Raw genomic sequence first — 26,719 nt, 5'->3', positions numbered from 1 at the left:
CACCCCGTCCTACGTCGCATCCGCCTCCAGACGGTCCGGGAACCCGAACAACGGGAACCACCGGGGCGCGTCCAGGAAGCAGTGCAGGCCCGTGATCGTGCCGTCCTTGGTGTCGATGACCTGGACCGCCCAGGGGAGGAAGCCCGGGCCCGCCGGGTCGGGTTTGTAGTGGGCGAAGGCCGGGGTGCCGTTGGCGGAGGTCGCGAGGAGGCGGGAGCCGGCGCAGCCCGCGCCCAGGGACGTCATGAAGCCGGTGATGTCGTCGTGGCCCCGGAGCCACAGGTCGAACGGCGGCATCGTCATCACCGCGTCCTCGTGGAGGAGGGCGGTCAGGGCCTTCATGTCGTAGCCCTCGAACGCCGCCACGTACCGTTCGAGCAGGGCGGTCTGCTCCGCGTCCAGCGGGTCCGCCGCGTCGGCCGCCACGGACTCGTGGTCGGTCAGGGTCGCCCGGGCCCGCTGGAGCGCGCTGTTGACCGAGGCGACCGAGACGTCGAGCAGCTCCGCGACCTCCGCGGCCTTCCACGCCAGCACCTCGCGCAGGATGAGCACCGCGCGCTGCTTCGGCGGCAGGTGCTGGAGCGCCGCGACGAACGCGAGGCGCACCGACTCGCGCGCCACCGCCGCCTCCGCCGGATCATCGGTCGTCGGGATGATCCGGCCGTCCGGCATCGGCTCCAGCCAGGTGTTCTCCGGCAGCGGATTGAGCGCAGCCTGCGCGAGCGGCGTCGGCCCGGTCAGATCGACCGGCCGGGCCCGCCGCTTGCCCGCGCTCAGCATGTCGAGGCAGACGTTGGTCGCGATGCGGTACAGCCAGGACCGCAGCGAGGACCGGCCCTCGAACTTGTCGAAGCTGCGCCAGGCCCGTACCAGCGTGTCCTGGACCGCGTCCTCCGCCTCGAAAGCCGAGCCGAGCATCCGGTAGCAGTAACCGGTCAGCTCGACCCGGTGCCCTTCCAGGCGGCTGTCGATGTCGCCCGGTACGCCGGGAGCCGCTGTCGCCACTGTCAGTCCACTCATCGCCGATCCACCCTGTCGTGCCGTGCGACCGCTCGCTTCGTCCAGTACTTCGGAAGCTACAGCGGGGCACTGACAACGGGGCGGGCGAGCGGCAGCCGTCAGGTCCCGGGCTTGCGGCCGTACACGTAGACGTCGTCGCCGTTCTTCAACACATTCCAGTATGACTTCGCGTCCGCGGTGCGCATGTTGACGCAGCCGTGCGATCCCGGCGGGTTCCACATCTTCACGCCGACCGCGTGGAACGCCTGGCCGCCGTCGAAGAACTGCGAGTACGGCATGGACACGTGGTAGATCGACGACACGTGGTTCTTGTGGCGCCAGTAGATCTTCTTGGCGCCCGTCCGCGTCTCGTACCCGTCCCGCCCCGTCCGCACCGGCACCGGCCCGAACCTCAGCTTCTTGCCGTCCTGGATCCAGCTGATCTGCCGCGTCAGGTCGACGCAGGCGATGCGCCCCTTGTTGGTCGGGCACTTCCCGGCCTTGTTCGGGTTCTTGCCGGCCGCCTTCTGCGCGGTGAGCGTCTGCATCGTCCGCCAGGTGACCGGTCCCGCGTAACCGATGGTCGGGGTGACCCCGTAGGTGCTCTGGAACGACCGGATCTTCGTGCAGTCGGCCGCCGACTGCTTCCCGTCCACCTTCAGGTGCAGGTACTTTTCGACCTGCTTCTGGTTCGGGCCCGTGGACGTGGTGCAGGACGCCGCCTGCGCGGCGGTGCCCGTACCGAGGACGAACGCCGGTATCGCGGTCAGACCCGCGACGGACAGGACGAGCCCTCGCCGTACGCCCGTAATGCCCCGTATGTTCCGCATGTTCTTCCTGACTCCCATGTACGCCAACTCCCGTTCGCGCGCACTGCGGTGATTCCGCCTGCTAGATGCGCGAAGGGGAGCGACAGGTTGTGCGCCGAATGTCTCAGTTCTGTACGGGCGCCACGGCGGCGGGCCGCAGCCGTTCGGCGCGGGCGGCGCGCGTCCCGTACAGCGTGATGGATACGACTCCGAGGACCGCGAGCAGTCCCAGCGCGACCGTGCCCGCCCAGCCGCCGGTGTGGAAGGCGACCGCGCCGAGCGTGCCGCCCGCGCTGGAGCCGAGGTAGTACGCCGACTGGTACAGCGCCGACGCCTGGGCGCGGCCGGTCGTCGCCGTACGGCTCACCGAGGAGGAGGCGACCGCGTGCCCGGCGAAGAAGCCGGCCGTGATCAGCACCAGGCCGAGGAGCACGGCGGCCAGTTGATCGCCCAGCGAGAGCAGCAGACCCGCGGCCGTGGTCGAGACGGCGAGGTACAGCGCGCCCCGCCGCCCCAGCCGGGCGACCAGCCGTCCGGCGGCGGCGGAGGAGACCGTACCGACCAGGTACACCAAGAAGATCGAGCCCACGATGCCCTGCGGCAGGTTGAACGGGGCCTCCACGAGCCGGTAGCCGATGACCGTGTACACGGCGCCGAACACCGTCATGAACAGCGCGCCGATCGCGTACAGCCGCCGCAGCAGCGGGTTGGCGAGGTGCGAACCGACGGTCTTCGCGAGGGCCTTCGGGTTCAGCGTTCCCGGCGTGAAGTTCCGGGCGCGCGGGATCATGAAGTGGAAGACGACCGCGCAGGCCGCGGCGAGCAGCCCGACCGCGCCGAGCGCCGCCCGCCAGCCCCACAGCTGCGCGACCCAGCCGGTGAGGATGCGGCCGCTCATCCCGCCGATGCTGTTCCCGGCCACGAACAGCCCGATCGCGGCGACGAGCGCCTTGGGCCGCACCTCCTCCGCCAGGTACGCCATCGCGGAGGCGGGCAGTCCGGCGAGCGCGGCGCCCTGGACCGCGCGCAGCGCGATCAGCCAGCCCAGCGACGGGGCGAACGGCACGAACAAGCCGACCGTCACCGCGATCACCAGCGAGGCGGTCATCATCTGCCGCCGCCCGAACCGCTCGGACAGCGCGCTCATCGGCAGGACACACAGCGCCAGCGCGCCCGTCGCGGCGGACACCGTCCAGCTCGCCTGCCCGGCCGTCGCGCCGAAGGACGCGGAGACGGCGGGCAGCAGCGCCTGCGTGGAGTAGAGGAGCGCGAAGGTCGCGACACCGGCGGCGAAGAGGGCGAAGCTCATCCGGCGGTAGCCGGGGCGCCCGGGCGCGAGCCGGTCGGTGGTGTCGGTGACGGGGGACGGCTGGGTCGAGGCGGCCACGGTGAGGGTGGACGCCCCGGTACTGGCGGGAGGCATGCGACGACGGTAGGACGCGCGGGATTCATGCGTCCAATGCACAAACAGCGAATAATCAATCCCATGGTGCATCAACGCAGCTCACAGCCCCGGCTGTCACCGAGCAGTTACAAGGAAGATATCCGCGCGCATGAAGAAGACATCCGCGCGGTCCTCGCACCGCGTCTCGCGTACTTCGAGGCGGTCGCCCGCCACGAGCACGTCACGCGCGCCGCGCAGGAACTGGGCGTCCCGCAGTCCACGCTCTCGCGCGCGATGGTGCGGCTGGAGGACGACCTGGGCGTCGCCCTGTTCGCGCGCAAGGGCCGCACGGTGTCCCTGACCCCGGCCGGCCGCACCTTCCTCGGCTCGGCCGAGCGCGCCCTCGCCGAGGTGGAGAAGGCCGCCGACTCGGTACGCGCCGACGCCGACCCCACCGCGGGCAAGGTGGCCTTCGGCTTTCTCCACACGATGGGCTCCGAAACGGTCCCCGCCCTCATCCGCGCCTTCCGGGCCGACCACCCCCGGGTCCGCTTCCAACTCGTCCAGAACTACGGCGAGGCCATGATCGAACGCCTCCGCGCGGGCGGCCTCGACCTCTGCCTCACCTCCCCGGTCCCGGACGCCCCCGACCTGGTCACCCGCCGCCTGGACGAACAACGCCTCCGCCTGGTCGTCCCCGACGACCACCCCCTCGCCACCCGCCGCCGCATCCGCCTCGCCGAAGCGGCCGACGAAACCTTCGTCACCCTCGAACCCGGCTACGGCCTCCGCCGCATCACGGACGACCTCTGCACCGCGGCGGGCTTCGTCCCCCGCGTCGCCTTCGAGGGCGAGGAGGCGGAGACCCTGCGCGGCCTGGTCGCGGCGGGCCTGGGCGTCGCCCTCCTCCCGCCCCCGGCGGTGGCCCGCCCGGGCGTGGTGGAACTGACGGTGACGGCGCCGAGAGCGGTGCGCGAGATCGGGGTGGCGTGGCTGGACGGCCACCCGGACACGCCTCCGGTGGCGGCGTTCAAGAAGTTCCTGCTGGGGCGGCGGGGGAGTTTGCTGCCGGGGTGAGGGCCCCGCGTGTGCGGGGAGCAGTCGTTGAGCGTGTCCAGCAGGTCTTCGGCCTTCGGGACATCCCCGCGCGCGCGGGAGTCGAGCACCGCGGGGAACGGGTTTCTCGTCCCGTACGGGTCATCTCGGCCGCGGCATCGTACATCCGCGCCGCGTTGCCAACTGGCTCTTTGCGCAAGCTCGTTGGAGGTGCGCCAATGCCGCCGCCCCGCAGGCGTCCGGCTGCTAGCGTCCTGTCCTGTTCGAGCAGGCAACCGTTAAGAGCAAAGAGAAACGGTGGAGCGTGGCTGGATCAAGTGCCTTGCCCGGTACGGGCTTACGGCCCCGATGGGACCCCCGGGAATCCCCCTGCGTCCGGGGCCTGACCCTGGACGGCCGGCTCGTGGAGCTGAACCTGGTGGAGCTGTTCCACGATGCCGACGGCCTGCGGAGTGTGGAAGGCGGCACGCCGGGGGAGCGGGTCGCCGTCATCGAGTACCTGCTGGCCATCTGCTACGCCTCCGGTACGTATCCGGAGTCGGCCGCCCGGTGGCCCGCCTGGGTGGACCGGAAGCACGCGCTCCGGCCCGCCGCCGACTGGCTCACCCAGCGCCCGGAGGACGAGGTCTGGGATCTGTTCCACCCCGAGGAGCCCCTGGGGCAGAACGCCCTGCTGGCCCCGTTCATCGAGGAGCACGGGGCGGGTCCCGCCCAGCTGGTGATCGAGCGGGTGGGCGACTACAACCAGTTCTTCGACCACCACCACCTGGAGCACCCGGATCCGCTCCCGGCCGCCGAGGCGTTCCGGGCCATGCTCACCCAGCACGTGTACGGTCCGGCCGGGCGCGCCCGGATCTCGGGCAAGGAGACGCTCGGGGCCACCCTCACCAACCTCGCCGCCACCCGTCTCGGCAGCCGGATCCGCGTGATCGCGCTCGGGGACACCCTCGGTGAGACGCTGCGCCTCAACCTCGCCCCGGTCCCCGGTCCGCCCGGCGAACTGAACCGCACGTGGACCGCGGGCAAGGAGCGGCGGGGGTTCACGGCCAAGCCGAGCGGCCGGGCGGTGACCGGTCCGGCCGACCTGCACAGCTCCCTCGGCCGGTCCGTCCTGCTCCGCCCGACCCGCACCGGGGACCACGTGGACCGGGTGCTCCTCGGCGCCGGCGAACTGCTCGCACTGAGCGACGAGCACCGGCAGGACGCCGTATACGCGGAGCGAAAGGACGGCACCAGGAAGCCGCTGTGGGCGTCCGCCACCCGGGCCGTGTGGCGGGAGGCGCACGCCCTCTACGCCGCCGTAGCCGAAGCGCGGTCGTACCCGGCGGGCGGTAACGACGGGGGCACCCTGTACCGGCGGCTCGCGCTCTTCCCGGCCCAGGACGTCGCCCCCGAGCCCGGACAGCAGCCCGCCCGGCGCATCGACCTCTGGGCGGTCGGCCTGGTGGCCAGGCAGACCACGGCCATCGCCTGGGTCGACGGCGTCTTCCCGTTCGCCCCCGGCCTCGAAGCCACGCTGTACACGGCCTCCCGAGGGGGTTCGGAGATCGCCGAGTACGTGGCGTCCGCCCTTTCCAAGGCGGCGTACGCGGCCTGGACCGTGGCGTACCCGAACCCCAAACCGGCCGACAAGGCCGCCCAGATCGACCGCTTCGACGCCCGCGCCCAGCACTGGGCGGCGACCCTGGAGCCGTTCGACCTGCTGATGGAGGAGACGACGCTCGGCGAGGACGTCCACGCCTCCTTGTACGAGTACGCGGCCACCGTCACCGCCGCCGCCCGCCGGTTCCTCGCCGAACGCCTCGACGCGCTGCCCAGGAACGCGCAGGGGGCGAAGACCCGGGCAGCCGCGCTGAGGAGGTTCGATGCCGAACTGAGCGCACCGAAGGCCCCGGCCGAGATCCGAGGGGGAACAACGCCATGACCATCCGCACGGGCGCCGACGCCCGCACCAGCGAGAGCAGCGCCGCGCTCACGGCCTGGCTCGCCAGCCTCGTCCACAACAACGACTACGCGAGCCTCGCCGAACTGCGACGCCCCCGCGTCCAGCGCGAGCCCCACTTCCGGGCCCTGTGGTACAGCCCGATTGAGGCCCAGCGAGAGATCTACGGCCAGGTCGCCTTCCTGTTCGCGGTCTACCACCAGGGGCGTGGGAAGCCCGATTTCGGGTACGGCAGTCTCGGCGAAGCGGCCCGCCGTATCGGCGGCGGAGCCCTGCACGGGCCCGACGATCCCGGCGCGGCCCGTCTGGTGGACCGCATCGTGTCCAGCCGCCGTATCCCGTGGCGTCATCTGCAGCACGCCGTCGCACGGCTGCGCTCCTGTGACCGGCATCCGCCTTCCTGGGCGCGGCTCGTGGACGACCTCTGCCTGTGGCACGACCGCAGGGCCCGCATCTCGTACGAGTGGGGCGCGGCCTTCCACATGCCGCCTGCCCGGACCGCCCCGCCGACTGCCGCCGCCGATCCCGAGAAGGGCTCCCTCGCATGACCAGCAACGCCGCATCCTCCGGCAGCCAGTTCCTCTCCCTGCACCTGCTGGAGACCCTGGTGGCCGTCCTGCCCGTACGCGACGAGAACGGGGCGCCCAAGTCGATCGTTTACGGCGGTTACGAACGCCACATGATCACGAGTCAGGCGCGGCGCAGGGCCGAACGCGTCCACACCCGCAACCGGGCCAACGCGGGCGTCGGCGCCCTGGCCGGCCACCGCACCGGTGTCCGCACTCGTGAGTGGGCGCTCACCACCGCGCGCGCCCTCGTTTCCGCGCACGGCTGGGAGTGGGACGAGGCCATCCGTACCGCCCGCGCCGTCATCGAGGCCACCGGGCTGAAGTTCGGGGACCCCGCCAAGAAGACCGTCGCCAACCTGACGAAGGTGCTGCTGTTCGCCCCCGAGGACGCGGGTACGCGCATCGCCGCCCACATCGAGGAGCGGGCCGGGTCCCTTCGGCCCTGGACCGAGGAGTACGTGGCGGCGCAGACCGCGGCGGCCAGGGCCAAGGCGAAGAAGGGTACCCGCAAGGGCGCCGTCCAGGACGAGCCGGCCGAGGGCGAGGGCGCGGACACCCCGGCGGCCGACGCCAAGCTGCCCGCGCTGCCGGGCGCGACCAGGGCGGCGGTCCTTACCGCGCTCGCGCCGCGCGACGCCGTCGACATCGCCCTGTACGGACGCTTCCTCGCCGAGATCGCGGACTCCCCGAACGTCGACGGCGCGGTGCAGAGCAGCCACGCCTTCACGGTGCACGAGGCGGAGCAGGTGGACGACTTCTACGCGGCGGCCGACGACGCGAAGCTGGACCGCAAGGCCAACGCGCTGGACTTCCTCGACGCGGCGGACGACGCCGGAGCGGGCATGACCGGCTACCAGTCCCTGATCACCGGCACGTTCTACCGGCACGCCGTCCTCGACCGCGTCAAGCTGCGCAACAACCTCCGCGCCGCCGGGATGACCGCTGAAGAGGCGGAGGAAGCGTCCGTCGCGGCCGAGGCCGAGTTCGTCACGGCCTTCGTCGACGCCTTCCCGGAGGCGAAGAAGAACTCGACCGCCTCCACCGGATCGCTGCCCGCGCTCGTCCTCGCCTTCGAGGGCGAGCGCCCCTACAACTACGCGGCCGCCTTCCAGGCCCCCATTGACGAGAACCCCGTGGACAAGGACGGCGAGGGCCCGGCGGGACCGGCCGCGGTGCGGCGGCTGCTGAAGCACCACGCGTTCGTCAGCCGCCGCCGCCCCGACATCAGGACCGGCCGCGTCCTCACCTACGACCCGCGCATCGAGGAACTCCTCGGCGCCCTTGAGGACACCGGCGCCCTGGCCGTCGCCTCGGCCGAGGAGCTGACGGCGTGACCCCGCACGTCCTGCTCGTACGGCTTGCCGCGCCGCTCCAGTCCTGGGGAGTGGCGTCCCGGTTCTCGCACCGCGACACGCATGCCCGCCCCACCAAGTCGGCGGTCATCGGCATGTGTGCGGCGGCCCTCGGCCGGGAACGCACCGACCCCGTGGACGACCTGGCCACGCTCGCCTTCGGGGTCCGCGCCGACCACCCAGGGACCCCGGTGCGCGACTACCACACGGTCGGCGCAGGGCGGTTCCCCCTGCGGCCCCGGGACATCATCACCGACCACCGAAGGGCCGCTGCCGTCGCCGCGAGCATGGAGGCGGCCGACGGCGAGGGCTTCGGACACCACGAGCTGGCCGGCTGGTACGGGGCGCCGAAGAAGATCACCGCAGACCCCGTCTCCGGGGCGCTCGTATCGGCCGAGCTGTCGCGTACGGCGCTGATCACCGAGCGCTGGTACCTGTCGGACGCCGCCTTCGTCGTCGGACTCCAGCATCAGGACCGGGCGCTCCTGGAGGAGATCGCGCACGCCCTCGAACACCCGAAGCGGCTGCTGTGGCTCGGCCGGAAGTCCTGCCCGCCCTCCGGCACCCTGGCCGCGGAGATCCTGCCCGGCACGCTCGCCGACGCCTTCACGGGCAAGCTGCTGCTTCCCGGACCGGAGGGGCCCGACACCTCGGGGCGGCGCCCCTGGGCGTGGATCCAGGCCCCGCCGGGCACCCGGGGCGCGCTCCAGGTCAACGACGAGCCGGTCAGCTTCGACCCGGGCCGGCGGGCCCATGTCACCCGCTGGGAGACCCGTACGCGCATCACCATCGCACCGACCGCAACCGGATGGGACATCATCCCGTGAAGAGCACCCGGGCCTCGACGGCCCGCTTCGTCGCCACGCACTCCGTCCTCACGCTGAACGCCCGCCACCCCCTGGTCGCCAAGTCCCTGGTCGACGCCCAGGAGATGCACCGCACGGTGATGAGCGGCTTCCGGGGCTGGGTCGAGGACGGCGAACCCGAGGCACGCGCCCAGATGGGCGTCCTGTCCACCTGGTCGGTCGACCTGAAGGCGGGGGCCCTCGTCCTGGTCGTCCAGTCCAGGGTCCCGGGCGACTGGTCGCGCATCCCCCGCGAAGCGTTGACGACGGCCCCGCACATCATCACCGTCGACCGCACCTTCGAACGGGGCGAGGTCTTCGGCTTCCGCGCGGTCGTGAACCCCACACGCAGCAGACCGTCGGGCCGCCCGCCCGAGGAGAAGGTGCGCGGCACCCGCACCGCCCACACCACCCCGGAACACGTGAAGCGCTGGTTCGCACGCCGCCTCCAGGCCGCCGGCGAGCCCCCGGTCGCCGAGGACGGCCTCACCCGCATCGGCGCGACCGCGGACCCAGAGACCCTGGGCATCCGCATGCTGCCGACGGTGTCCAGCGCCCACCGCGCCAAACCCGTCCGCATCGGCCGCGCCGAAATCCGCGGCACCCTGACGGTCACGGACCCGGAGCCCCTGGTGACGTCCCTCTCGAACGGCCTGGGCCACGCGCGGGCGTACAGCTGCGGGCTGATACTGGCGCGTTGACCGACGGAGGGCATCCCCGCGCACGCGGGGGCCGAGCAGGAACTGCTCCTAACGGGGGCCATCCCCACGCGTGCGGGGAACCTCCGGCAAGGGCCGAGAGTAGGCCCTCGGACCCTGCCGCGACCAGCCCCTCAGTCATCACCGCTTCCCACCGCCACGCCGCAGCAGGATCGTCAGCGTCGCCCGCGCGTCGCGTCGGCGCTCCGGGCTGCGGAAGAGCACGGAGGAGGCGGCGACGGTGACTACGGCCCCGACGTAGGCGAGGCCGGTGGCGGCGGCCCCTTGCAGGACGGACTCGAGAACGGGCGATAGGCCGGGCATGTGGGTCTCCTCAGGGTGTCGCCCGGGGGTTCTCCGTCGGGCGTGGTCCCTCAGGTATCCGCCCTGAGGCCACTGTCCGGCGAAGTCCGCTCGCTCAGAACGGCGTTGTATCCGCAGGTCAGGAGGAACTGAAGATGTGTCCGGTGAAGTCTTCGGCGAACGGCGGACGAGGTGGTGCGGGACAGACGCCCACCTTCATGAGCAAGTTCAAGGAGTTGTACGAGGCCGCCGGCGGCCATTCCGGGGTGGGATATGCGCGCCTCGTAAGCCACGCCGGCAAGCATGGCTACGAGGTGGACAAGAGGCGTTTCGCCGACTGGTTCAACAAGATGCCTCCGACGAAGGCGGAGCACGCCGAGTGCGTCCGAGACGTGCTGATCCCCTTCCTGGAGGACCTTGCGGAAGGACGTTCACCTGGGTACCGCAAGGCGCCTCCAGGCTTCTGGGGCGTCTGGCTGACGGCAGCACAGGGTGTCAGTGACAGCGGGAGGGGCGGTCCCGGACCACGCGTTCACGGGTCTTCCCGGGGCCGCCTGCTCCGCGGAGCGTCGTCGGCCCTGCTCCAGGTGCTTCCCAGCGTTCTCGAAGACCGGGACGAGGAATTGGCGGCGCTGCAGGCATTCGTCAAGGCGCCTGACGGTGCACCCTCCTACCTATGGTGGCAGGCGGGGCCCTGGGCCGGGAAGACAGCTCTGGTGAGCTGGTTCGTCACCCACGCCCTGCCCGCCGGGGTGGATGTCGCGCACTACGTCATCGCGCGTCGCCTGGGCACCGACCGCCGAGACGGCTTCGTACAAGCAGTCAAGGAACAACTGGCCGTCGCGGCGGGGAAGAGACGCTACCCCTCAGTGACCGTGAAGAAGCCGAACCTTGAGCCGTTGTACAAGGCAGCGGCCCAAGAATGCGAGCAACATAAGCGGCGGCTCGTGCTGATCGTTGACGGGCTCGACGAGGACGCCGACGTGGATGTGGTCAGTACAGGCATCGCCGGGCTGTTGCCGAAGGCGCCCCCGCACACCATGCGTGTCATCGTCACCGGACGCCCCCACCCTCGGGTGCCGGTGAATCTGGCTCCGGACCATCCCCTGCGCGACCCGGCCGTCGTCCGGCAACTCGCTCCTTCGCCTGCGGCGCAGATCATCCGTGACATGGCCGTGGCGGAGTTACGCGCCCTTCGCGACGACCGCGCCATCGGCCGCCCGCTGCTGGGGCTGCTGGCCTCCGCGCGAGGTGCCCTCACCACAGAGGATCTGGCAGAACTCCTTGAGATACCGGCATGCGATGTCGAGGACAGACTCCGTACCGTCGTCAGCCGTTCTCTGGCACCGACGCGTACCGACCTCCTGCCCCTGGATGTCAGTACTGCGGAGGAGGAGAGAGCCGGCCGACAGACTCTCGTACTGGCCCACGACGTTCTGCTCAGTTCTGCGTGCCAGGACTTGGGCAAGCCCTTCCTGGCCCGGAGCATGAATGACCTGCACCGCTGGGCGCAGGCGTACCAGGACCAGGGCTGGCCCGAAAGCACGCCCAACTACCTTCTGACCGGCTACATCCGCCTCCTCCAGGACTCCGCGGACGCCGAGCGTCTCGACGCCCTCGTTCTCGATCCGTGCTACCAACTGCGCCTCGCCGACCGCTCCGGCGCCGATGTCGCCCTCGCCCATCTGCGCCTGGTCGCCGCCCGTCGCGGGACGCACGCGGCACTGGGGCCGGCCGTCGCGGCCGCCGTTTCACGGGAGATGCTGCTGGGGCGGGTGCGGCCGTTGCCCGGGGCCGTCGTGCGGGCCGTTGCCCGGCTCGGGGATCCGGGGAGGGGGCGTGCGCTGGCGGTCGCGTCGGGGAGTGCCGTGGACAAGGCGCTGCGGCTCGCCGACCTGGCGGGGACGGTGTGGGCGGTGGACGAGCAGGAGGCCGCCGTCATCGCCCGGGAGGCGGAGAGGTGGGCGCGCACGGCGTTGCGGGAGGCGGACCGGGCCGGGTACGTCACCGATGAGGCCGAGGGCGCGGCCGCGCGGGCGGCCCTCGCCCTGCTGACGACGGCAGGCGGCCGCGATCAGCAGGAGCAGTACGCGGACGGCCTCGCCCTGCTCCGTTCCACCCGGGGCACCGGATCAGCCCGCAACGACGCCTGGGCGTCCGCCGCCGCCCTGCTGGCACCCACGCATCCGCAGGACGCGGCACAGCTCCTGGACGAACTGGAGCAGCAGGCCGAACCCTCGGACGGCAGGGGCGTGGCCGTCGCGGTGCAGCTCTGGCAGACGGTGGCGGCCGCGGACCCGGACCGCGCCGGCCGTCTGCACGACCTCGCCCTGGAGCACGTGACGAGGGCGTGGCAGGAGAGCCCCTCACTGGAGGCCGTGGCCACGCTCGCCGCCACCGCGTCCTTCGTGGCACCCACCCGTCCGGCGCAGGCCGGGCAACTCGCGGCCGCCGCCTGCGACCACCTCGAACGCGTCCTGCACACCGACGCCGGGGAGTGCTCGCCGGCGGACGCCTTCCACCTGGAATTCGGCTTCCCGCACACACTCGCCGTGCTTGTCCGGGCCCTCACCGAGGTGGGGACACCACCGGAGGAAGCCACCCGCATCCTGGAGCTCGGGCAGCTCGCCGTGCCCTTGGAGCCCGCACACGACCCGGAGGAGGACCCCGCCGAGGATCACGCGTTCACCGAAGCCACCGCGCTCGCCGAGCAGGCTCTCCACCTCGCCGGACGCGGCGCCGTGGACGACGCGGAGCATCATCTGCAACAGGCGCTGGCCCTCCTGCCTCCGGTCGGACGCGGCGGCCGGGGACCCGTCTGGCTGCCGGACCTCGCGGGCGCGCTCGTCCGTACCGGCGCAGCCGTCGATCCCGAGGAGCTGCCCGGTCTCGCGCGGCACCCGGACGAGCGGGTGCGCGTACACGCGGCCATGGCCCTGGCTCATGCGGACTGCGACCGGCAGGTCGAGGCACGCCACCATGCGCGGGAAGCGTCCCGTGGGGCTGCCGGCAAGGGCTGGGCGTATGTTGCGCAGGCCCTGGCCCGCGTAGGGGAGGTAGCGTCCGCCGTCGACCACGTCGAGCGGCACCGCCCGCCGCAGCGCCCCGGCGGGCGGGCCGCCTGGCGAACGGCGGACCGGGCGGCGCGGGTCGCCGTCGCAGCCGAACTGGCGTCACACGACCCCGAAGCAGCGTACGAACTGGTCCGGCCGGTGCTGGAACGTCTGCACGCGTCCCGGAAGGCGATCCGAAGCCACGGGCTGCTGCCCTCGCTGGCAGAACTACTCCCTGCCGTTGCAGACCTGCCGCCCCACCGACAGCAGCTGTTCCACGAGCTCATGGCGGCCGCGCGGGAGCAGGCGGCGCGGAGCAATCCCGACTCCTGGCGTCCCGAAGACCTCCTCGTGCACGCGTTCCTTCTCATCGGTGACGGGGAAGAGCCCGCCCGTCAGCTGGACCGGCTGACAGAGGACATGGCCCATCGCGGGGCCGAGCATCCCCCCACCGCCGCGCTGGCCCTGCTGCACGCGGCCCTGGGTGACCACACCACCGCGCACCGGGTGGCGATGTCTCCCGCCGCACCCCGCCACAGAGCCGTGGCGCTGACTGCGGTGGCCGCGCACCTCGCCCGTGTGCCCTGCCGTCCCTGCCCCGTCCCGGACCCGGTCGGCACGCACGCCTTCACGCACACCGTCCAGCACCTGGCGCTCCACATGACCCGGGCCGCACCGGCCGCCGTGCGGCCCGCCGCGAGGTCCCTGCAACACGCCCTGGCGACACCCGGCTGGCATCACGCCATCCCGGCCCTGTCCCACATCGCCCCTGACACCCTTGCCACCGTCCACGCCATTACGGAAAAGCACCTGGGCACACCGCGGGACACCGAGAACGACTGGACCCTCAGCTGACCCCCAACGACTCCCCGAACCCCACCGCCAGCGGCATCCGCAACCCCAGCGGCGGCGGGGCCGCCAGCGCGTCCGTCACCGGGCGGGCGTACGCGTGGCCGAACAGGGTGCCGCGTACGAAGTCGGCGGCCAGCGCCGCGACCTCCGAGCGGTGCTGGCGCAGGGCGTGGCCGTCCGAGTGGACCTCGAAGCGGCAGGTGTCGCGGTTGGCCTTCTTGGCGCGTTCGGCCAGGCGGAAGGACAAGTCCGGGGCGCAGCGGGTGTCGTTGGTGCCGTGGACCAGCAGGACCGGGCGGCCGACCAGGTGTTTGACCGGTTCGGGGGCGGCGGCCGGGTCGCCGGGGAGCCAGGGGGCCATGGCCAGGACCGCGCCGACCGCCGGGTGGCCGCCCGCGCGGAGGGCCGCCCGGGCGCCCATGCCGTGGCCGGCCAGGCAGAGGGGGACGTCGCCGTAGCGGCGTACGGCCTCGTCCACCGCCCACTCCGCGTCCGCCGCGAGGTGCGCGTCGTCCTCGTTCCAGCCGCGGCAGCGGTAGCGCACCACATGGGCGGTGAGGCCGTCGGTGCGGCCCGCGTGGGCCAGGGCGCGGGCCAGCGGGAGCAGGCGGGCGTGGGAGAGGGCGGAGGGGCGGCGGTGCGAGTGCGGCTCGCCGTCGGGGAGCAGCAGGACCACGCCGCCGACCGTTGTTGCTCCGGCCGCCGCTCCGACGGCCCGTCCCAGCCGTGCCGCGGGCTGGGAGAGTGCGCGCTGTGCCATGGCGTAACAGTGTCAGACGAGCGTCCGTCCGCCACCCCTGTTCGCGGGGTCTGTTACGCAGCGGGGTGCGGGACGGCTCGACCGTACCGTTATGCAACGACAAGCCCGCTCTACGCGCGTAGGCGCTACAGTGCCTGGATGATGAGCCCGACCCTCCACGTGCCCGGTCCGGATCAGATCCGGCGTGCCCCCAAGGTCCTTCTGCACGACCACCTCGACGGCGGCCTGCGCCCCGGAACGATCGTCGAACTCGCCGCGGCGACCGGTTACGACGCGCTTCCCGAGAACGAGCCCGACAAACTCGGTATCTGGTTCCGGGAGGCGGCGGACTCCGGTTCGCTGGAGCGGTATCTGGAGACGTTCGCCCACACCTGCGCGGTCATGCAGACCCGTGACGCGCTGGTCCGGGTCGCCGCCGAGTGCGCGGAGGACCTGGCCGCCGACGGGGTCGTCTACGCCGAGGTGCGGTACGCCCCCGAGCAGCACCTGGAGGCCGGGCTGACCCTCGAAGAGGTGGTCGAGGCCGTCAACGAAGGGTTCCGCGAGGGCGAGCGGCGGGCCCGCCAGGACGGCAACCGCATCCGGGTCGGCGCCCTGCTCACCGCCATGCGGCACGCCGCGCGCTCCCTGGAGATCGCCGAACTCGCCAACCGCTACCGGGACCAGGGCGTCGTCGGCTTCGACATCGCGGGCGCCGAGGCCGGCTTCCCGCCCACCCGGCACCTGGACGCCTTCGAGTACCTCAAGCGCGAGAACAACCACTTCACGATCCACGCGGGCGAGGCATTCGGGCTGCCGTCGATCTGGCAGGCCATCCAGTGGTGCGGCGCCGACCGGCTCGGGCACGGGGTCCGCATCATCGACGACATCGAGGTCGCGGAGGACGGCTCGGTCAAGCTGGGCCGGCTCGCCTCGTACGTACGGGACAAGCGCATCCCGCTGGAGATGTGCCCGACGTCCAACCTCCAGACCGGGGCCGCGTCCTCGTACGCCGAGCACCCCATCGGGCTGCTCCGCAAGCTGCACTTCCGGGCCACCGTCAACACCGACAACCGGCTGATGAGCGGCACGAGCATGAGCCGGGAATTCGAGAAGCTGACCGATGCTTTCGGATACACGCTCGATGACATGCAGTGGTTCACCGTCAATGGAATGAAGTCGGCGTTCATTCCTTTCGATGAACGTCTGGCGATGATCAATGACGTCATCAAGCCCGGCTACGCCGAGCTGAAGTCCGAATGGCTTTTCGAGCAGACCGCTGCGACCAGCGTGTCTTCCTCGTTGGCCGGCTGACGGAGGCGTAAGCAAAACGGCCGGGGAAAGGTTTTCCCGGCCGTTTCCCGTGGTGTCGCATGTTTGCGGAGCGGGGGCGCGGCTGACTACGTTGCATAGCCGCTCACATCCCCTTCCCCAAGGATGAATGTCATATGAAGCAGTCTGCCGCCAGGACTCTCGGCGTCGCCGCTCTCGGTGCCGCTTTCGCCGCTGCCGCCGCAGGCACCGCGTCCGCCTCCGCGCTGCCGCTGGAGACCGCGACCAGCGTTCTGCCCGTCGCCGGTGCCCTGGCCGACGCCACCTCGACGCTGCCGGTCCAGGACACCGCCGACCAGGTCCTCGGCACCAGCCAGACCAAGCTCCTCGGCGACGCCACCACCCCCGTCAAGGGCCTCCTCGGCGGCATGCCGGCCGGCGGTCTGACCACCAGCGGCCTGTCCGCCAACGGTCTGCCGCTCGGCGGCTGAGCCGAAGCAGGACCACACCGGTGGGCGGACACCCGAGCGGGTGCCCGCCCACCGGCATGTGTGCGGGAACGACTACCAGGCGGCCGAGGACGACGACCGCTCCTCGGGCAGCAGCAGCCACAGCGCCAGGTAGAGCAGGAACTGCGGGCCCGGCAGCAGGCACGAGACCACGAAGATGATGCGCATGGTCCTCGCCGACGTGCCGAAACGCCGCGCCAGCGCCGCGCACACTCCGCCGAGCATGCGTCCGTCACGGGGGCGGGCAAGTGCGGCCATGGTGGGCTCCTTCGCGAACCGTTGCGGGGAGCAGTCCGGTGTGCTCCCGATACGTCCATGGTCCCGCGACGAACCGGACGAAGCGTCGCTCTACGGGGCCATCCCGACCCCGGAAATCGTCGGGGTCGAACCCTGAGGGGCCTCGTGCCCCCTGCGCGACACCACATGCGTCCGCGTCGCTCCGCCGCGCCGCCGCAGGCGCGCCCGGCACGCGGGCACCACCAGGACGTGGGCGAGGGCGACGCCGGCCGTGTTCAGGAACAGCGAGTCCACGTCCACCACCTGGCCGGGCACCCCGGTCTGCCCCAGCTCGATGGCCAGCGAGATCAGGGAGCCGGCCGCGACCGTACGGGCCAACGAGAGCCACGGGGACACGTACAGCCGGCCCCCGGCCATCGGGAGCAGCACGCCCAGGGGAGCCAGGAGCAGCAGCCCGCCACCGATCCGGCGGAACGCGGCGGCGGGACCGAGCGACAGATCGGCCCTGATGCCGGCGAACGGCGAGAGGTTGGCGGCGTTCATCCACGGCACGTCCAGCGGACGCAGGGTGAGCCACCCGACGAGCAGCAGATGCGCGAGGAGCAGTGACACTCCGACCGCGCGGAAGCGGATGACGGCCTGGCCGTCCGTACCTTGACGCACGATGCCCTAGACGCGGGCAGTGGCCGGATCGGTTCCGCCCGACCTGGGGAGACCTGCCTCACGACGGGCCCAAGCCCCCCCAGGCCCCCTACGGCACCCCCACCGTGCTCGGCATCGCCTTCGGGCTGGCCTTCGTCTCCGCCGTGCACAGGTAGCCGCGGGCCGGGTAGTCGCCCGGGCCGCCCAGCGTCACCGTGTCACCGGGGGTCAGGGCCTCGCTGTCCGCGAAGGTGCAGACGACCTGGGCCAGGGCCTCGGCCGGCAGGTCCTCCGGCTGCTCGTTGAGCCGCAGCGCGTCCTTCGCGTCGCCCGGGCGCGGTGCGAAGACGCGGAGCGTGCCGGGCACATCGGTGGAGAAGCCCGCCTGCCGTTCGTCCGCCGTGGGCTGCCTGCGCAACTCGTCCAGCAGCTCCGAGGCGACCGCCGGCCGGTCCGACTCGGCCTCCTGGACCTGCACCGCCCGGTCCACCGTCACCAACTGCGCGGCGCAGACCAGGTACACCTGCACGGGGATGCCCTGCCCGGCCTGGGCCGCGGCGTCCTCGGCGGGCATCGCGCACGGCACCCGGGACGGGGCGGCACCGGCGTCCACCGGCACCGAGGTCGTACGGATGCCGCAGCCCGCCGCCAGTACGGCACAGAGTGCGGCACCTGCCAGGGCGGCGGCGGTTCGGGGTCCCCGGCGTTCGCTGCGCCTCACGTCGCGTCGTCCTCCTGGTGGTCCGGTATCGGTGCGTCGTGGTCCCCGGCGGCACCGCTCGGCGCCCCGGGGTCGCGCGGCAGGCGCAGCACGAAGACCGCGCCGTCGCCGTCGGGGGAGTTGCGGGCGGTGATGTCGCCGTCGTGGATGTGCGCGTTCTCCATGGCGATGGAGAGCCCCAGCCCGCTGCCGTCCGAACGCGGCCTGGAGGCGCTCGCCTTGTAGAACCGGTCGAAGACGTGCGGCAGGACGTCCTCGGGGATGCCGGGGCCGTGGTCCCGTACCTCGATGACCAGTTCCTCGCCCTCGATGCGCACCGAGACCCGTACCGGCGAACCGCCGTGCTTGAGCGCGTTGCCGATCAGGTTGGCGAGGATCACGTCGAGCCGGCGCGGGTCGAGGCGGACCATCGTGCCGCGCTCGGCGTCCAGTTCGACCGCGTCCAGCCAGGCGCGGGCGTCGATGCAGGCGGTCACCTGGTCCGCGACGTCCACGTAGTCCAGGACGAGGCGGGCGGTGCCCGCGTCGAAGCGGGTCACCTCCATCAGGTTCTCCACGAGGTCGTTCAGCCGGCGGGTCTCGCTGACCACCAGGTTCACCGCGGGCGCGATCATCGGGTCGAAGCTGTCGGCCTCGTCCTCCAGCACCTCCGTGACCGCGGTGAGCGCCGTCAGCGGCGTACGCAGCTCGTGCGACATGTCGGCGACGAAGCGGCGGCTGGCCTCCTCGCGGGCGCTCATGTCCGCGATCTTCTTCTCCAGCGAGCCGGCGGTCCGGTTGAACGTACGTGACAGATCAGCGAGTTCATCGGTGCCGGACACCACGAGCCGGGTGTCGAGCTTGCCCTCGCCGAGCTTGCGGGCCGCGTCCCCGAGCCGCTGCACAGGGCGCAGCACGGTGGTCGCCGCCGCCTGCGCGAGCAGCGCCGAGCCGACCAGGGCGAGCGCCGTGGCGATGCCCAGCGACCACGCGAGCGAGCTGAGGTCCTGCCGCTCCTGGTCGAGCGACTTCAGCATGTAGCCGGTCGGCCCGCCGCCGATGATCTTCGTACCGGCGACGAGATACGGCGTGCCGCGTATCGAGGTGCGCTGCCAGAACAGGTGGTACTCGTACTTGTTGCCCGCCTTGACCGGCTGCTTGCGGTCCACCTGCTCCTGCAACGACAGCGGTACGTTGTCGCGGGTGAAGGTGTCCAGGTCGCTGTTGCCGACGATGGGCTTGCCCGGGTCGCGCTCGTCGATCAGGAGCACGCTGTAGCCGGGGCTGCTGCTCGCCATCTGCACGGCGGCCGTCTGCAGGTCCTCCTTGGAGGGGCGCAGCGGCAGCGAGGACGCCCGGGACTGCATCTCCTGGCGGAAGTCCCCGAGCGCCGAGTCCTGCGTACGCGTCAGCACGGCCTCGCGGTTGAGCCAGTACGCGATACCGGAGGCCGACACGGCGGCGGTCAGCGCGACCAGGCCGAAGACGATGACGAGCCGCAGTCGCAGGCTGGTCCAGCGGAGCCCGGCGCGCAGGCCCCGCCGCACAGCCGTGCTCACTGCGGCGAGTCCAGCCGGTAACCCACGCCCCGGACCGTACGGATCAGGGTCGGCGAGGACGGTACGTCCTCCACCTTGGCGCGCAGCCGCTGGACACAGGCGTCGACCAGCCGGGAGTCGCCCAGGTAGTCGTGCTCCCAGACCAGGCGCAGGAGCTGCTGCCGGGACAGGGCCTGGCCGGGCCGGCGGCTCAGTTCGAGCAGGAGGCGCAGCTCGGTCGGCGTGAGCTGCAGATCCTCGCCGTTCTTGGTGACGGTCATGGCGGAGCGGTCGATCACCACGTTCCCGAACGTCGCGGAGTCGGTCGACTCCCGTTCGCCGCGGCGCAGCACCGCGCGGATGCGGGCGTCGAGCACCCGGCCCTGCACGGGCTTGACCACGTAGTCGTCGGCGCCGGACTCCAGACCCACCACGACGTCGATGTCGTCGCTGCGGGCGGTCAGCAGGATGATCGGCAGCTGGTCGGTGCGGCGGATGCGACGGCACACCTCGAAACCGTCGATCCCGGGCAGCATCACATCCAGCACGACCAGGTCGGGGCGCTGCTCGCGCAGCAGGTTGAGGCCGTCCTCTCCCGTCGCCGCGGTGGCCACACGGTGGCCCTGGCGTGACAGCGAGAGTTCGAGGGCCGTGCGGATGGCGTCGTCGTCCTCGATCAGCAACAGGAAAGGCACTTGGTCATTCTGACCCATGGGGAGCCCCAGTTCGACAGTTGGTCCCCCCTGATGCGTGCCCCATACGTCCCTCATGCATCCAGAAGCACTGATTCGTGCCGCCGCGGGGCCCTGTGACAGCCCTGTGACAGTCGGCGGACAGCGCCATGAAACTGCCCCGGCAAGCTCGTTGGCACAAGGAACGGACGGACTCCACCGATGGGGGGCGCGAGATGAACGCAACTCACAGCATCAACGCAAGCGCAGTTGTCACGCGTCTCCACGATGTCGGACGGAGCACCGAGAAGTCCGGCGCCGCAGTGAACGGACGGGGGTGCGTTCGTGGCGCCGGGCGTCAGCACACGTCATTCATGACGGTGGTTGACGCGGGGGGCAACGGGGGAAGCGCGTACGGGGAGGACTCGGGGGAGCGGAAGGCACCGGAGCGGTCCGGGGACGCCGAAGCGGCGTTCACGGCCTACGTCCGGGAGCGCCGCGCCTCCCTGTACGCCACCGCCTACCACCTGACCGGTGACCGGTTCGAGGCCGAGGACCTGCTCCAGAGCGCCCTCTTCTCGACGTACCGGGCCTGGGACCGCATCAGCGACAAGGCCGCTGTCGGCGGTTATCTGCGCCGCACGATGACCAATCTGCACATCAGCGCCTGGCGCAGGCGCAAGCTGAACGAATACCCGACCGAGGAGCTGCCGGAGACGGCGGGCGACACGGACGCGATGCGCGGTACGGAGCTGCGCGCCGTGCTCTGGCAGGCGCTGGCGCGCCTTCCCGAGCTGCAGCGCACGATGCTCGTCCTGCGGTACTACGAGGGTCGTACGGACCCCGAGATCGCGTCGATCCTCGACATCAGTGTCGGCACGGTGAAGTCGAGCATCTGGCGGTCGCTCCGCCGGCTGCGCGAGGACGAGGTCCTCAGCTTCGGCCGTGACGAGGAGGAGTCCTTCGGCGAGCTGGTGGCCTGAAGGCTGGGGGGAACGGGGGCGCTGCCGCGTCGGGGGACGCGGTGGTGTTGTTACGGGGGACACGGGGGAACGGGGTACGGGGAAGTCGCGGGGTCGGACGGGCCGGGGGGTCCTGTCCGGCCCCGCGGCGTTTTCGGGGGCGCTGCCCCCGGACCCCCGCTCCTCAATCGCCGGAGGGGCTTGCATTCGCTCCTGCCGGTTTCCGGCACCGGCCCGCCGCTGCCGCGGCCAGGCGGCCCAGCGCCTCCTGCTTCGCACACGCGTGCGCACCCAGCGCCACGTGGCGGGCCACGATGCGGCGTTCGGTACGCATCAGGCGCCAACCCCTCCGCAGCAGCAACGGCACCGACTTACGGCCCTCGCGCAGGTCGCGCAGGAGGCGGCGGCGGAAGGTCGTGGAGGGGCGGCCGCGCAGGCAGAGGGCGTCGGCCAGGAGGCCGAGGGACTGGCAGCGGTCGATGATGTCGGCCGCGAAGATGCCCTCGGCGACGAAGAGCGGGGTGCGCCCGATGTGCAGGACCTCGTGCCCGGTGCGGGAGCTGGTGGAGATGTCGTACACCGGGATGTCGGTGCGGCCGGTCCGGCAGAGCTCCGTGATCGCGGTGACCGCCGCGTCGGCGTCCCAGGAGCCCGGGGAGTCCCAGTCGATGTCCGTACTGCCGGTGACCAGCGGCAGGGTGGGGTCGCCGGCCTCCTTGTAGAAGTCGTCGAGCCGCAGCACCGGGAGGCCGGTGCGGGCGGCGAGGGACGACTTGCCGGAGCCGGAGGGGCCCGTCAGGAGGACGACGCGGGTCGAAAGCGCTTGGGAACTCACAGGACACGAGTGTGCGGCATTGACCCGCACGTGGGACCCCCCGGAGGTCTTGTTGGTATCGCGCATCACACCTCAACTACGCTGTGCGTTCGGTCGATTACGCGGCCGATGGTTCGATCGGCTCGATCAGGTGGGAAATCCATGGCACGTCACGCACTTTCCAAGTCCCGGCGCCGCACCCTGCTGCGCGCAGGTCTGACCGTCACCGCGGTCGGCGCCGCACTCGGCGCGGGGGGTGCGGCGGCGCAGGCCGCCCCGCTCCCCGTCGTCCAGGAGACCGGGGCCGGCGTCGGCCTCGCGGAGGCCACCGACGCGGCCGGCGGCGCGGTCACCGGGGCGCTCGGGCAGTCGCTGGAGCACAGCGTCGCGCCCGTCACCCACCTGCGGCTCGACCCGCTGGCCGGCACGGGCACGGACCCGCTGGACAACGCGGTGGGCACCCAGGTCGCCGACTTCAAGCCGCTCTCGACCGCGCTGGTCACCGATCCGCTGACGAGCGGCGGGGCCATCAAGGACCTGCCCGTCGTGGGCCCGGTCGTGGAGGGGCTGCGCGGCTGAGTTTCCGCCGGCAGCGGGACGGCCCGTTCCCCGGAGGTGCCTCCGGGGAACGGGCCGTGTCCGTTACGTCCAGCCGTACGCGGTCAGTACGAGGAGCCCGACGCGCCCAGCGCGCCCGTCGGGTGCCAGACCGTCTTGGTCTCCAGGAACGCCGTCAGGCGGTGCGTGCCCGGGTCGGCGGTCCAGTCGCTTTCCACAGCCTGTGGATGAGCAGCGCTCTGCGCTTCCTTTTCGGGGTGGCGGCGGGAGACGGGTGGGCGCGAAACGCGCTTCAGGTTGTCCGCCGCCGCGATCTCCAGCTCCTTCGCCAGGTCCGCGTCCGCCCCCGTCAGGTCGATGCCGTTCACGTCCTGGTGGGCGGCGAGCGGTGCGGCGATCTCCGCGGTCTTCCCCGACAGGACGTTGACCACACCGCCCGGCAGGTCCGAGGTGGCCAGCACCTCGCCCAGCGACAGTGCGGGCAGCGGGGCCTTCGCGGAGGCCACCACGACCACGGTGTTGCCGGCCGCGATCACCGGGGCGATCACCGAGACCAGGCCGAGGAACGAGGACTCCTGCGGGGCCAGGACCGTGACCACACCGGTCGGTTCGGGCGTCGACAGGTTGAAGAACGGGCCCGCGACCGGGTTCGCGCCGCCCACGACCTGGGCGATCTTGTCCGTCCAGCCCGCGTACCAGACCCAGCGGTCCACCGCCGCGTCCACGACGGCCGCCGCCTTGGACTTCGACAGGCCCTCCGCCTCGGCCACCTCGCGTACGAACTGCTCGCGGCGGCCCTCCAGCATCTCCGCGACGCGGTAGAGGATCTGGCCGCGGTTGTACGCGGTCGCGCCGGACCAGCCGCCGAACGCCTTGCGGGCGGCCCCGACCGCGTCGCGCGCGTCCTTGCGGGAGGACTGGGGCGCGTTCGCCAGCCACTTGCCCTTCGAGTCCGTCACCTCGTACACCCGGCCGCTCTCGGAGCGGGGGAACTTGCCCCCGACGTACAGCTTGTAGGTCTTGAAGACGCTCAGACGGTTATCGGACATCGAGGTACGCCTCCAGGCCGTGACGGCCGCCTTCGCGGCCGAAGCCCGACTCCTTGTAACCGCCGAACGGCGAGGTCGGGTCGAACTTGTTGAACGTGTTGGCCCAGACGACGCCCGCCCGGAGCTTGTTCGCCACCGCGAGGATGCGCGAGCCCTTCTCCGTCCAGATACCGGCCGACAGGCCGTACTGGCTGTTGTTCGCCTTGGCGACCGCCTCGTCCGGCGTACGGAACGACAGCACCGACAGCACCGGGCCGAAGATCTCGTCGCGGGCGATCGTGTGCGCCTGGGTGACGTGGGTGAAGAGCGTCGGGGCGAACCAGTAACCGGCCGACGGCAGTTCGCACGGGGCGCTCCAGCGCTCCGCGCCCTCCGCCTCACCGGTCTCCACGAGCGCGGTGATCCGGGCCAGCTGCTCCGAGGAGTTGATCGCGCCGATGTCCGTGTTCTTGTCCAGCGGGTCGCCCAGGCGCAGCGTGGACAAACGGCGCTTCAGCGCGTCCAGCAGCTCGTCCTGGACCGACTCCTGGACCAGCAGCCGGGAGCCCGCGCAGCACACCTGGCCCTGGTTGAAGAAGATGCCGGTGACGATGCCCTCGACGGCCTGGTCGATGGGGGCGTCGTCGAAGACGATGTTGGCGCCCTTGCCGCCCAGCTCCAGCGTGACCTTCTTGTCCGTCCCCGCGACCTGCCGGGCGATGGCCTTGCCGACGGCGGTCGAACCGGTGAACGCGACCTTGTCGACGTCCCCGTGCTCCACGAGCGCCTGGCCCGCGTCGCCGTACCCCGTCAGGATGTTGACGACACCCTTCGGCAGGCCGGCCTGGCGGCAGATGTCCGCGAAGAACAGCGCGGACAGCGGCGTCGTCTCGGCGGGCTTCAGGACGACCGTGTTGCCCGTGGCCAGCGCCGGGGCGATCTTCCACGCGAGCATCAGCAGCGGGAAGTTCCACGGGATGACCTGGCCGGCCACGCCCAGCGGACGCGGGTTCGGGCCGTATCCCGCGTGATCCAGCTTGTCGGCCCAGCCCGCGTAGTAGAAGAAGTGCGCGGCGACCAGCGGGAGGTCCGCGTCGCGGGTCTCCTTGATCGGCTTGCCGTTGTCCAGGGTCTCCAGGACGGCCAGCTCGCGGGAGCGCTCCTGGATGATCCGGGCGATCCGGAACAGGTACTTGGCGCGCTCGGAGCCGGGCAGCGCCGACCACTTCTCGAACGCGCGACGGGCCGCCTTCACGGCCCGGTCCACGTCGTCGGCGCCGGCCCGTGCGACCTCGGACAGCACCTCCTCGGAGGACGGGCTGACCGTCTTGAAGACCTTGCCGTCGGCCGCGTCGGTGAACTCACCGTCGATGAACAGGCCGTACGAGGGGGCGATGTCGACAACGGAACGGGATTCCGGCGCCGGTGCGTACTCGAATGCGGATGCCATGGGTATCAGTCCACCGTCACGTAATCGGGGCCGGAGTAACGGCCGGTGCTGAGCTTCTGGCGCTGCATCAGCAGGTCGTTCAGCAGGCTGGAGGCGCCGAAGCGGAACCAGTGGTTGTCCAGCCAGTCCTCGCCCGCCGTCTCGTTGACCAGCACGAGGAACTTGATCGCGTCCTTCGAGGTGCGGATGCCGCCGGCCGGCTTCACGCCGATCTGGACGCCGGTCTGCGCGCGGAAGTCGCGCACCGCCTCCAGCATCAGCAGGGTGTTCGCGGGCGTGGCGTTCACCGCCACCTTGCCGGTCGAGGTCTTGATGAAGTCCGCGCCGGCCAGCATCCCGAGCCACGAGGCCCGCCGGATGTTGTCGTACGTGGACAGCTCACCGGTCTCGAAGATCACCTTGAGCCGGGCGGAGCCGCACTCCGCCTTCACGGCGAGGATCTCCTCGTACACCTTCAGATAGCGGCCTGCCAGGAACGCGCCCCGGTCGATCACCATGTCGATCTCGTCGGCCCCGGCCGCCACGGCGTCCCGGACGTCCGCGAGCTTCACGTCGAGCGCGGCGCGCCCGGCGGGGAAGGCCGTCGCCACGGACGCCACCTTCACGCCGGAGCCGGCCAGGGCGGCGGCAGCGGTGGCGGCCATGTCGGGGTAGACGCAGACCGCGGCGGTGCGCGGCGTCGTGCGGTCGGTGGGATCGGGGTTGACGGCCTTGGCGGCGAGGGCCCGGACCTTGCCGGGGGTGTCCGCGCCTTCGAGCGTCGTCAGGTCGATCATCGAGATCGCGAGGTCGATGGCGTACGCCTTCGCCGTCGTCTTGATCGACCTGGTTCCGAGGGCTGCGGCGCGCGCTTCGAGGCCGACCGGGTCGACGCCGGGCAGCCCGTGCAGGAAGCGGCGCAGCGCACTGTCGGACGCCGTCGCGTCGGCGAATGCGGGGAGGGTGGTGGGCATGGTCACCACATGAGCATATCTACGCGCGTAGCGACCTGTACAGGGACCCAGGTCATCCGTGCGTCCCCCGCCCTCCGCGCCCCCGCGCGTCGGCCGCCACCGCGCCTCGCGGGTGCGTCAGGCACAATCGGGCTCATGACGAGCCCCACGCCTGCCGACGAGCCCACCTACGCCGACCGGACCTTCCGGTCGCCCGCCGGGCTGGCCGGCGGCGTCCTGCTCCTCGTGCTCGTCTGCGGGATCGGCGGCGACGCCGTGTTCCGGGGCGACGGCCGGGCGCCATGGATGGCGCTCGCCGGGATGCTGACCGCGCTGCCCCTGATCGTGGCCTTCACGCTGCGCCCGGTGGTCGCCGCGAACGACCAGCGCATCCGCATCCGCAACCCGTTCCGCACGATCACGCTGCCGTGGAGCGACGTCGCCGACGTACGGGCCGGGTATTCGAGCGAGCTCTTCACGCACGACGGCACGAAGTTCCAGCTCTGGGCCGTTCCCGTATCGCTGCGGCAGCGCAAGAAGGCCGCCCGCCAGCAGTCCCGGCAGGCGATGGACGACCCGTACCGGCGTACGTCCACGATCGCCGACGTACGCAACACCAAGGCCCGCACCGCGGCCGCCGACCAGACCGTCTCGGACCTGCGCGAGCTGTCCGAGCGCGCAGGCGACAAGCCCGTGGCCGACGCCCCCACCGCCTCGGTGCGCTGGGCGTACGAGGTCATCGCCCCGGCCGTCGTCGGCGCGGTGCTGCTCGTGGTCCTCGGCGCGACCGGCTGACGTCCGAGAC

At 71.8% G+C, this 26,719-nt stretch carries 26 protein-coding genes; 12 read left to right on the top strand and 14 right to left on the bottom strand.

Annotated elements, in window-relative coordinates; translation table 11 throughout:
• Positions 1 to 9 precede the first annotated feature (9 nt).
• The 3 genes from OG867_RS11165 to OG867_RS11155 all read right to left on the bottom strand — a co-directional run bounded on the left by OG867_RS11165 (position 10) and on the right by OG867_RS11155 (position 3,231).
• The gene (locus OG867_RS11165) at positions 10 to 1,020 is read right to left on the bottom strand and encodes a sigma-70 family RNA polymerase sigma factor (protein ID WP_406284687.1); all 1,011 of its coding nucleotides are present in this window, start codon (positions 1,018 to 1,020) and stop codon (positions 10 to 12) included.
• Positions 1,021 to 1,118: 98 nt separating this feature from the next.
• A complete protein-coding gene (locus tag OG867_RS11160) occupies positions 1,119 to 1,829 on the bottom strand; it encodes a L,D-transpeptidase (protein WP_406284685.1) in 711 nt (236 codons plus the stop codon).
• A 103-nt stretch (positions 1,830 to 1,932) separates the two neighbouring features.
• Positions 1,933 to 3,231 (bottom strand): MFS transporter, encoded by a 1,299-nt coding sequence (locus tag OG867_RS11155; RefSeq protein ID WP_406284683.1) that lies wholly within the window; start codon positions 3,229 to 3,231, stop codon positions 1,933 to 1,935.
• A gap of 63 nt (positions 3,232 to 3,294) precedes the next feature.
• Here OG867_RS11155 and OG867_RS11150 point away from each other — a divergent pair, with 63 nt between their 5' ends.
• The 6 genes from OG867_RS11150 to OG867_RS11125 all read left to right on the top strand — a co-directional run bounded on the left by OG867_RS11150 (position 3,295) and on the right by OG867_RS11125 (position 9,657).
• Positions 3,295 to 4,269, top strand: coding sequence for a LysR family transcriptional regulator (locus tag OG867_RS11150; RefSeq protein WP_406284681.1), 975 nt, complete (start codon positions 3,295 to 3,297; stop codon positions 4,267 to 4,269).
• A gap of 283 nt (positions 4,270 to 4,552) precedes the next feature.
• On the top strand, positions 4,553 to 6,172 hold the full coding sequence (locus OG867_RS11145; RefSeq protein ID WP_406284679.1) for a type I-E CRISPR-associated protein Cse1/CasA: 1,620 nt from the start codon (positions 4,553 to 4,555) through the stop codon (positions 6,170 to 6,172).
• Positions 6,169 to 6,738, top strand: coding sequence for a type I-E CRISPR-associated protein Cse2/CasB (gene casB, locus OG867_RS11140; protein ID WP_406284677.1), 570 nt, complete (start codon positions 6,169 to 6,171; stop codon positions 6,736 to 6,738). The genes OG867_RS11145 and casB overlap by 4 nt, the downstream gene beginning before the upstream one ends.
• Complete coding sequence (locus OG867_RS11135; protein ID WP_406284675.1) at positions 6,735 to 8,093, top strand: type I-E CRISPR-associated protein Cas7/Cse4/CasC; 1,359 nt, start codon at positions 6,735 to 6,737, stop codon at positions 8,091 to 8,093. The genes casB and OG867_RS11135 overlap by 4 nt, the downstream gene beginning before the upstream one ends.
• Positions 8,090 to 8,938, top strand: a complete 849-nt coding sequence (cas5e, locus tag OG867_RS11130; protein ID WP_406284674.1) for a type I-E CRISPR-associated protein Cas5/CasD — start codon at positions 8,090 to 8,092, stop codon at positions 8,936 to 8,938. Before OG867_RS11135 ends, cas5e begins: the two co-directional genes overlap by 4 nt.
• A complete protein-coding gene (locus OG867_RS11125) occupies positions 8,935 to 9,657 on the top strand; it encodes a type I-E CRISPR-associated protein Cas6/Cse3/CasE (protein WP_406284671.1) in 723 nt (240 codons plus the stop codon). The genes cas5e and OG867_RS11125 overlap by 4 nt, the downstream gene beginning before the upstream one ends.
• A gap of 138 nt (positions 9,658 to 9,795) precedes the next feature.
• Here the strand turns inward: OG867_RS11125 and OG867_RS11120 are convergent, their stop codons facing one another.
• Entirely contained in the window at positions 9,796 to 9,978 is a 183-nt protein-coding gene (locus tag OG867_RS11120) for a hypothetical protein (protein ID WP_406284669.1), read from the bottom strand.
• Between the two features lie 695 nt (positions 9,979 to 10,673).
• Between OG867_RS11120 and OG867_RS11115 the strand changes: the two genes are divergently transcribed.
• The gene (locus OG867_RS11115) at positions 10,674 to 13,865 is read left to right on the top strand and encodes a hypothetical protein (RefSeq protein ID WP_406284667.1); all 3,192 of its coding nucleotides are present in this window, start codon (positions 10,674 to 10,676) and stop codon (positions 13,863 to 13,865) included.
• On the opposite strand, the gene OG867_RS11110 is transcribed toward OG867_RS11115, so the two are convergent.
• Positions 13,858 to 14,538, bottom strand: coding sequence for an alpha/beta hydrolase (locus OG867_RS11110; RefSeq protein WP_406290893.1), 681 nt, complete (start codon positions 14,536 to 14,538; stop codon positions 13,858 to 13,860). The two genes, OG867_RS11115 and OG867_RS11110, sit on opposite strands and share 8 nt — an antisense overlap.
• A gap of 222 nt (positions 14,539 to 14,760) precedes the next feature.
• Here OG867_RS11110 and OG867_RS11105 point away from each other — a divergent pair, with 222 nt between their 5' ends.
• Together OG867_RS11105 and OG867_RS11100 are read left to right on the top strand one after the other, a co-directional pair.
• A complete protein-coding gene (locus OG867_RS11105) occupies positions 14,761 to 15,915 on the top strand; it encodes an adenosine deaminase (protein ID WP_406284665.1) in 1,155 nt (384 codons plus the stop codon).
• A 134-nt stretch (positions 15,916 to 16,049) separates the two neighbouring features.
• On the top strand, positions 16,050 to 16,364 hold the full coding sequence (locus OG867_RS11100) for a hypothetical protein (RefSeq protein ID WP_328901922.1): 315 nt from the start codon (positions 16,050 to 16,052) through the stop codon (positions 16,362 to 16,364).
• Between the two features lie 72 nt (positions 16,365 to 16,436).
• Here OG867_RS11100 and OG867_RS11095 read toward each other — a convergent pair whose 3' ends face one another.
• The 5 genes from OG867_RS11095 to afsQ1 form a co-directional block, all read right to left on the bottom strand.
• Positions 16,437 to 16,640 carry a PspC domain-containing protein gene (locus OG867_RS11095; RefSeq protein WP_328901923.1) on the bottom strand — a complete coding sequence of 68 codons (204 nt, stop codon included), beginning with the start codon at positions 16,638 to 16,640 and terminating at the stop codon, positions 16,437 to 16,439.
• Between the two features lie 90 nt (positions 16,641 to 16,730).
• Complete coding sequence (locus OG867_RS11090) at positions 16,731 to 17,282, bottom strand: VanZ family protein (protein ID WP_406284662.1); 552 nt, start codon at positions 17,280 to 17,282, stop codon at positions 16,731 to 16,733.
• An 88-nt stretch (positions 17,283 to 17,370) separates the two neighbouring features.
• A complete protein-coding gene (locus OG867_RS11085) occupies positions 17,371 to 17,982 on the bottom strand; it encodes a hypothetical protein (protein ID WP_328901925.1) in 612 nt (203 codons plus the stop codon).
• Positions 17,979 to 19,520, bottom strand: coding sequence for a HAMP domain-containing sensor histidine kinase (locus OG867_RS11080; protein WP_328901926.1), 1,542 nt, complete (start codon positions 19,518 to 19,520; stop codon positions 17,979 to 17,981). Before OG867_RS11080 ends, OG867_RS11085 begins: the two co-directional genes overlap by 4 nt.
• The gene (gene afsQ1 / locus OG867_RS11075) at positions 19,517 to 20,194 is read right to left on the bottom strand and encodes a two-component system response regulator AfsQ1 (RefSeq protein WP_026171255.1); all 678 of its coding nucleotides are present in this window, start codon (positions 20,192 to 20,194) and stop codon (positions 19,517 to 19,519) included. The genes OG867_RS11080 and afsQ1 overlap by 4 nt, the downstream gene beginning before the upstream one ends.
• A 212-nt stretch (positions 20,195 to 20,406) precedes the next feature.
• On the opposite strand from afsQ1, the gene OG867_RS11070 reads away from it, so the two are divergent.
• Positions 20,407 to 21,153 carry a SigE family RNA polymerase sigma factor gene (locus OG867_RS11070; protein WP_328901927.1) on the top strand — a complete coding sequence of 249 codons (747 nt, stop codon included), beginning with the start codon at positions 20,407 to 20,409 and terminating at the stop codon, positions 21,151 to 21,153.
• Between the two features lie 163 nt (positions 21,154 to 21,316).
• Here OG867_RS11070 and OG867_RS11065 read toward each other — a convergent pair whose 3' ends face one another.
• Positions 21,317 to 21,931 (bottom strand): ATP-binding protein, encoded by a 615-nt coding sequence (locus OG867_RS11065; RefSeq protein WP_406290890.1) that lies wholly within the window; start codon positions 21,929 to 21,931, stop codon positions 21,317 to 21,319.
• Positions 21,932 to 22,108: 177 nt separating this feature from the next.
• On the opposite strand from OG867_RS11065, the gene OG867_RS11060 reads away from it, so the two are divergent.
• Complete coding sequence (locus OG867_RS11060; protein ID WP_328901928.1) at positions 22,109 to 22,525, top strand: hypothetical protein; 417 nt, start codon at positions 22,109 to 22,111, stop codon at positions 22,523 to 22,525.
• An 83-nt stretch (positions 22,526 to 22,608) separates the two neighbouring features.
• Here the strand turns inward: OG867_RS11060 and OG867_RS11055 are convergent, their stop codons facing one another.
• Genes OG867_RS11055 through deoC form a run of 3 tightly spaced genes read right to left on the bottom strand, consistent with a single transcriptional unit; the run spans position 22,609 to position 25,935 of the window.
• Positions 22,609 to 23,553 (bottom strand): aldehyde dehydrogenase family protein, encoded by a 945-nt coding sequence (locus OG867_RS11055; RefSeq protein WP_406284658.1) that lies wholly within the window; start codon positions 23,551 to 23,553, stop codon positions 22,609 to 22,611.
• The gene (locus OG867_RS11050) at positions 23,543 to 24,982 is read right to left on the bottom strand and encodes an aldehyde dehydrogenase family protein (protein WP_406284656.1); all 1,440 of its coding nucleotides are present in this window, start codon (positions 24,980 to 24,982) and stop codon (positions 23,543 to 23,545) included. The genes OG867_RS11055 and OG867_RS11050 overlap by 11 nt, the downstream gene beginning before the upstream one ends.
• A 5-nt stretch (positions 24,983 to 24,987) precedes the next feature.
• A complete protein-coding gene (gene deoC, locus OG867_RS11045) occupies positions 24,988 to 25,935 on the bottom strand; it encodes a deoxyribose-phosphate aldolase (protein ID WP_406290888.1) in 948 nt (315 codons plus the stop codon).
• A gap of 135 nt (positions 25,936 to 26,070) precedes the next feature.
• On the opposite strand from deoC, the gene OG867_RS11040 reads away from it, so the two are divergent.
• Positions 26,071 to 26,709: a PH domain-containing protein gene (locus OG867_RS11040; RefSeq protein WP_328901931.1), complete on the top strand. Its 639-nt coding sequence runs from the start codon at positions 26,071 to 26,073 to the stop codon at positions 26,707 to 26,709.
• Positions 26,710 to 26,719: the final 10 nt, after the last annotated feature.

The organism is Streptomyces sp. NBC_00209 (assembly GCF_045206345.1).
Lineage (GTDB): Bacteria > Actinomycetota > Actinomycetes > Streptomycetales > Streptomycetaceae > Streptomyces.
Note: the sequence above shows the minus strand (reverse complement) of the source record. Positions and strands in the feature narration are given on the sequence as shown.